This window comes from Chitinophaga costaii, from assembly GCF_900094705.1.
In the GTDB taxonomy this organism is placed as follows: domain Bacteria; phylum Bacteroidota; class Bacteroidia; order Chitinophagales; family Chitinophagaceae; genus Chitinophaga; species Chitinophaga costaii.
On the sequence record NZ_FMAR01000006.1, the window covers coordinates 230,530 to 236,714 of the forward strand.

Here is a 6,185-nt window from a genome sequence, read left to right on the forward strand (position 1 = left end):
CCGGAGATATGTTCATGTTCGATTAGGCGTTAGCGTTAGATGGCTGAGGATTGATCAGGTCTGCCGGGCTTACGGGGTCCACGGTCAGATCACTAATAGGCCTATGTTCACGGTGGGCGTCGTAAGGACGTTTACCGATGAGGCGTTCCAGGTCATCTTTATACAATACTTCTTTTTTCAGCAGTTCCTGCGCCAGCAATTTCACTTCTCCCAGTTTGGATGTCAGCAATTCCTTGGTGCGGATATAAGCTTTCTGAATTAGCAAGCGTACTTCTTCATCTATCATACGGGCCGTTTCATCAGAGTAAGGCTTGGTAAAAGCCTGGTCGTTATTCGGATCGTAAAAAGATACGTTGCCTACTTTATCATTCATACCATACACACTCACCATAGCGTAGGCCATGCGGGTGATCACCTGCAGGTCATTTTGCGCACCGGTAGATATCTTGCCGAACACCAGTTCTTCTACCGCACGGCCACCCAGGGTCATGCAAATATCGTCCAGCAACTGTTCGGTATTGTAGAGGTATTGTTCTTTTGGTAAATATTGAGCATAACCCAGTGCAGCCACTCCACGCGGTACGATGGTTACTTTTACCAGCGGGTTAGCGTGTTCCAGGTGCCAGCCACAGATAGCGTGACCAGCCTCGTGATAAGCAATTACTTCTTTTTCTTCCGGAGAAATGATCTTGTTCTTTTTCTCCAAGCCACCTATCACCCGGTCTATCGCGTCATTAAAATCGTCCATTTCCACCTGTGTTTTGCCTTTACGGGCAGCGATCAGGGCGGCCTCGTTACAAACGTTGGCAATGTCTGCACCGGCAAAACCGGGCGTCATGGATGCCAGCTTTTTAATATCGAGGATGGGTGAAGTTTTGATAGGTTTCAAATGCACCTCAAAGATCGTTTCACGACCCGCCAGGTCTGGCTTGTCGATAGAGATCTGCCGGTCAAAACGGCCAGGGCGCAGTAAGGCGCTATCCAGCACATCCGGACGGTTGGTAGCGGCCAGGATAATAATACCACTATCGGTACCAAAACCATCCATTTCTACCAGCAATTGGTTCAGGGTATTTTCCCGCTCGTCATTGCTCATCATCACGTTTTTACCACGGGCGCGGCCTATGGCATCTATTTCGTCAATGAAAATGATACAGGGTGCTTTTTCGCGGGCTTGTTTAAACAGGTCGCGAACGCGGCTGGCGCCTACCCCTACAAACAGTTCCACAAAATCGGAGCCGCTCATGGAGAAGAAAGGCACCTGGGCTTCGCCTGCCATGGCTTTAGCCAGGAGCGTTTTACCCGTACCCGGAGGACCAACCAGCAATGCACCCTTCGGAATTTTACCCCCCAAAGAAGTGTATTTTTTAGGATTACGCAAAAAGTCTACGATCTCCATTACTTCTACTTTGGCTTCGTCCAGACCAGCTACATCGCTGAAAGTAATATTTACGCGCGTGCCTTTATCGAAAAGGGTAGCCTTAGATTTACCAATGTTAAAAATGCCACCGGGACCACCACTGCCGCCGCCAGGACCGCCACCTACTTTCCGCATCAGCAATACCCAAAGGCCAATAAGCAAAATAATGGGTAAGATGATAGAGATGAAAGGTTCTATAAGTCCTTGCCTTTCCAGCCAGAAAATCTGTACTTTATCTTTGTCCGGAATATTAGCCTGTGCCTTGTCGATGTCTGATTTAAATGTTTCCACGCTACCAATGCCGAAGGTATAGTGTGGGCCAGGGTTTAAGCCATTGATACGGCTCTTGGCAATTTTGTTGTATTTAGGATCGTTTAAACGTTCTTTTTTAATGAAAACCTCTACTGTTTTCTTATTGATCACATTCAGGTGATCTACGTCGCCAGAATTCAGATAAGTGTTTTGGAAGTCTCTATAGCTGATTTCCTCGGGCTGGCTTTTCCAGTCCACCAGGTTCATAGCCAGCAGGGCGATACCAATAAAGGCATACACCCAGTATATATTGAACTTAGGTCCTTTTTTCGGCGATTTTTCTGGGCTTTTGTTGAAGTTAATGCCTCCTTTTTCCATAATATTCCTTTCGCTCCTTTTACGGATGTTTTTTTGCAATCTGATTAAATGCTTGCGCGGGTATTGAAGTTTAAAGTAACAGAATTATTGAAGTGTGCAGGGAGGAGGGCAATGGCGTCCGCGCTAACCACGACAGGCCCGGGGGCCTATCGTTCCATACGGCTCAGCCGAGGTGTTCCATGCGATCTGCGTCGCTCCACATTTCTTCCAGACTGTAAAATTTGCGTGTTTCCGGCTGGAAAACATGAACGACCACATTCACATAATCAACCAATATCCATTGTTGTGCAGTAAAACCTTCGTGTTTGTAAGGCTCTTCGCCGATCTTGCTTAACTCTTCTTCCACATAGTCCGCAATGGCACGTACTTGCGTACTAGAATTGGCTTCACAAATAATGAAAAAGTCTGCTACGGCTTCGGGAATATTGCCAAGGTCCAGGGATACGATATTTTCTCCTTTCTTATCCTGAATGGCCCTAATGATGGTGGTAAAAATCTCACTATCTCTACTCAGGCGGGTTTCCGCTCTTTTTCTTTTACTCAAGACGGTTAAAGGTGCCAATAAATCACGTTTTCGTTAAAAATAATCTTTAATATTCAAAGTTACTAAATCAGGCAGGAAATATTAACAATTATTAATGCCTTGGACAACAGGCGCTTTTCACTGCTAAAAACGATAAAAAGCAGTACTTTTCCTACTGAAAAATAACACCTTAAACACTCGTTGTGATCGGACAGCCTTTTATCGTATTGAATACCATAGATAGCACCAATAACTATGCCATGGCCCAGGTTAATGAAGGCCATGTGACAGCCGGCACCACCTGGTTTGCCATGGAACAGACTGCCGGGAAAGCACAGCGTGGTAAACAATGGCATTCCCCACCAGGGGAGAACCTGATGATGACCACCCTGCTGGAACCTAAGATGCTGGCCCTTTCCCACCAGTTTGTACTCAGCGCTTCCATTGCCCTGGCCGCTTATGATTTTTTTAGCGCTTATGCAGGCGATGAAACCTGCATCAAATGGAGCAATGATCTGTATTGGCGTGACAGAAAGGCAGGAGGTATCCTCATTGAAAATGTACTTCGCGGCGGAAGCTGGCAATATGCCATTGTAGGCATTGGTATCAACATTAACCAGGTGCAGTTTCCACCCTACCTGCCCAACCCCGTGTCGCTGCGGCATATTACAGGCCGTGAATGGGACGCGATCGAATTGGCGCATGTGCTATGCAGCTGCATTCAGCAACGCATGGAGCTACTATTTCCGGCCAATGCGGAAACTATCCTGGAGGAATATAAAAGCCGCCTGTTCCGCTGGCAGCGGCCTGGGTTATACCGGCAGGGAGATGATTATTTTGAAGCCACTATCCGCGATGTATTACCAGATGGAAAATTAGTATTGGAAAAAAACGGGGGAAATATAACGGTAGGTTTTGGTGAGGTGGAATTTGTAATAACCCGGTAGCCATTTGTGTGCGGTATTGAACAGGGCATACACCCAAAAGTACACAAGTAATTATTAGGATACAGTGGGATCTGAGTTGTCAGTATCTACCGTAGTGGGATGGAAATGGCTATACACCAAATTGCCTTTGGCCAGCCCAATCTCGTTCACCAGTTCTTCCAGGGTAAGCCCTTTGATCTTGTTTACCGAGCGAAACATTTTTAATAGTTGTGTGGCCGTGTTTTCCCCAATGCCTTTAATAGATTCCAGCTCGTTTTTAAAAGTACCCTTACTACGTTTCTGGCGGTGAAATGTGATGCCAAAACGGTGCACCTCATCGCGCACGCGGCGGATAAGTTTCAGGCTTTCGCTGCCATAAGGAAGTTTCAAGCTGTCTTTATCACCCGGATAAAAAATTTCTTCTTCGTTTTTGGCCAGCCCCACTACCGTCATGCTGCCAATGAGATCCAGCGCGCGAATACTTTCCATGGCGGCCCCCAACTGGCCTTTACCGCCATCAATGATCACCAGTTGAGGCAGCGGCTCCTGCTCCGCCAGCAAACGGCTGTAGCGGCGGTACACTACTTCTTTCATGGAGGCAAAGTCGTTGATGCCTACCACCGTTTTTACGTTGAAATGCCGGTAGTCTTTCTTAGACGCAACCCCGTCTTTAAATACCACACAGGCCGATACCGGGTAGCTGCCCTGGAAGTTAGAGTTATCGAAACATTCAATATGCTCCGGCAGCACCGGCAGCTCCAGGTCTGCCTGCAACTGGTACAATACTTTTTTGCGCTCCAGATCACTCTTGCCTTCCAAGTGCAATATCTTTTTGCGGTGCAGCTCTTCCTTGAAATAATTTACATTTTTCTCACTCAGCTCCAGCAGTTTTTTCTTATCACCACCCTTTGGAATGGTAATGTTGACGGAGCTTTCCGGGTATTCTACTTCAATGGGTACAATGATTTCGGTGGCCAGACTTTTAAAGGTATCGCGCAGGTAACCGATAGCATAAGCCAGCACTTCTTCGTCGCTTTCTTCCAACTGCTTTTCTACCGTTACCGTTTTGGTATCGGAGATGGTGCCATTTAACACCCGCAGGTAGTTTACATAAGCCGTATCGCCTTCGCTCAGGATGGTAAACACATCTACATTGCCCACCCGCGTATTCACAATGGTTGATTTAGACTGGTAAGCATCGAGGCTATCAATTTTTTTTCGCATGATCTCGGCCTGCTCAAATTTCATGTTCTGGGCATATTCCTGCATTTGCTCCTTAAACATATTTACTACTGGCGAAAGATTGCCTTTAAGGATATTCTTTACTTGTGAAAGATTTTCCCGGTAATCATCTTCCGTTTGCAAACCTTCACAGGGGCCTTTACAGTTGCCTAGGTGATATTCCAGGCATACCTTAAACTTACCCTTCTGAATGTTATTTGGCGAGAGCAACAGGTTACAGGTGCGCAGTGGAATGTTGTAACGGATTACCTCCAGCAGCTCCCGCACCCGGCCCACGGAAGTAAAGGGGCCCAGGTATTCAGAGCCGTCCCGGATCACATTGCGGGTAAGGAATACCCGCGGAAAATGTTCATGCCGTATCACCATGTACGGATATGTTTTATCGTCCTTAAGATTAATGTTATACTTAGGCTGGAACTGCTTGATCAGCGCATTTTCCAGGAGAAAAGCGTCCTGCTCCGAATTAACGATGGTGAACTCAATATGGTGGATATTTTCCACCAGTTTGCGCGTTTTATAATTATCATGATTTTTGGCAAAATACGAGCTCACCCGCTTACGCAGGCTTTTAGCTTTGCCCACATAAATGATCTCGCTGTTTTCGTCGAAATACTTGTAAATGCCCGGTTGTAGCGGGATGGTATGTGATAGTTTTGAAAACTCCGCTGCTGTCATTTGCCTATGGTTTTGGGTACATGCGTACCTGTACGGACAAGTGTTGGGGCGACAAAAGCACGACCTGCTGGTCCGTAGAAACACTCACTGTTTTCAGGTGTTCGTAAATTAAAGTGGATGCTGTTTTGTACAATAAATTGCTGGTGCGGGAAATGATCTGCACCGACTGAATATACCCGGAACTGTCTGTTTCCAGTAGCACCTGCTGCGGGTTCACCTCCGGCGTTCTGGCGGTGTAACTGAGCGATCGGGCACCTGAAAATCCGTTAGTCACGGAGTCTAAGATGTACTGATCGCGAAGCGAAGGTTTGTTCAGGTTTATTCCTGCAAATGGTTTTAACAGTTTACTAATAATACCCGTATCGCTGGTAATTATGGAATCGCGAACACCATTTTGCTCCACCAATTTATGAAATTGCAGGCCGGCCTGTTCCATTTGCTTTTTTTCGCTGGCAAAATAAGCTGGCAGGTCGCGAAAACGCTCCGTAGAGGCAGTTACCGGCGCCTGCAAACGCATGCAAGCAGCTAAAAACAACAGCAGGCTAACTCCTGAAATTCCTTTCCATCGGGCAAATCGACAATCCATATTTCAAAATTACGGAAAAGGAGGATGATAGCAGTGGTTAGACTTGAGGGGAACCTTATATCGGTACGGGCTATGGCACACATTACGGATCGAGTAGGAAGGTAGGGATTAATTCCCTACCTGTCCTCTCACACCACCGTACGTACCGTTCGGTATACGGCGGTTCCTTAATTTAGTTCCGAG

5 protein-coding genes are annotated in these 6,185 nt (G+C 46.7%); 1 reads left to right on the forward strand and 4 read right to left on the reverse strand.

The genetic code is table 11. The features are described 5' to 3' along the window. Positions 1-22 precede the first annotated feature (22 nt). Positions 23-2,050, reverse strand: coding sequence for an ATP-dependent zinc metalloprotease FtsH (gene ftsH, locus GA0116948_RS11145; protein WP_089712158.1), 2,028 nt, complete (start codon positions 2,048-2,050; stop codon positions 23-25). 163 nt (positions 2,051-2,213) lie between these two features. Next, positions 2,214-2,594 (reverse strand): ribosome silencing factor, encoded by a 381-nt coding sequence (rsfS, locus tag GA0116948_RS11150; protein WP_240619151.1) that lies wholly within the window; start codon positions 2,592-2,594, stop codon positions 2,214-2,216. 182 nt (positions 2,595-2,776) lie between these two features. Here rsfS and GA0116948_RS11155 point away from each other — a divergent pair, with 182 nt between their 5' ends. Further along, positions 2,777-3,520, forward strand: a complete 744-nt coding sequence (locus tag GA0116948_RS11155; RefSeq protein ID WP_089712119.1) for a biotin--[acetyl-CoA-carboxylase] ligase — start codon at positions 2,777-2,779, stop codon at positions 3,518-3,520. 54 nt (positions 3,521-3,574) lie between these two features. Here the strand turns inward: GA0116948_RS11155 and uvrC are convergent, their stop codons facing one another. Together uvrC and GA0116948_RS11165 are read right to left on the reverse strand one after the other, a co-directional pair. Then, positions 3,575-5,416: an excinuclease ABC subunit UvrC gene (gene uvrC / locus GA0116948_RS11160; protein ID WP_089712121.1), complete on the reverse strand. Its 1,842-nt coding sequence runs from the start codon at positions 5,414-5,416 to the stop codon at positions 3,575-3,577. A gap of 4 nt (positions 5,417-5,420) precedes the next feature. Next, positions 5,421-6,002 carry a hypothetical protein gene (locus GA0116948_RS11165; RefSeq protein ID WP_170876080.1) on the reverse strand — a complete coding sequence of 194 codons (582 nt, stop codon included), beginning with the start codon at positions 6,000-6,002 and terminating at the stop codon, positions 5,421-5,423. Positions 6,003-6,185 lie beyond the last annotated feature (183 nt).

What these genes read in the sequence shown, in the direction of transcription:
- ftsH (WP_089712158.1), bottom strand. Translation starts at nt 2,050, where the DNA reads ATGGAAAAAGGAGGCATTAACTTCAACAAAAGCCCAGAAAAATCGCCG.
- uvrC (WP_089712121.1), bottom strand. Translation starts at nt 5,416, where the DNA reads ATGACAGCAGCGGAGTTTTCAAAACTATCACATACCATCCCGCTACAA.
- GA0116948_RS11165 (WP_170876080.1), bottom strand. Translation starts at nt 6,002, where the DNA reads ATGGATTGTCGATTTGCCCGATGGAAAGGAATTTCAGGAGTTAGCCTG.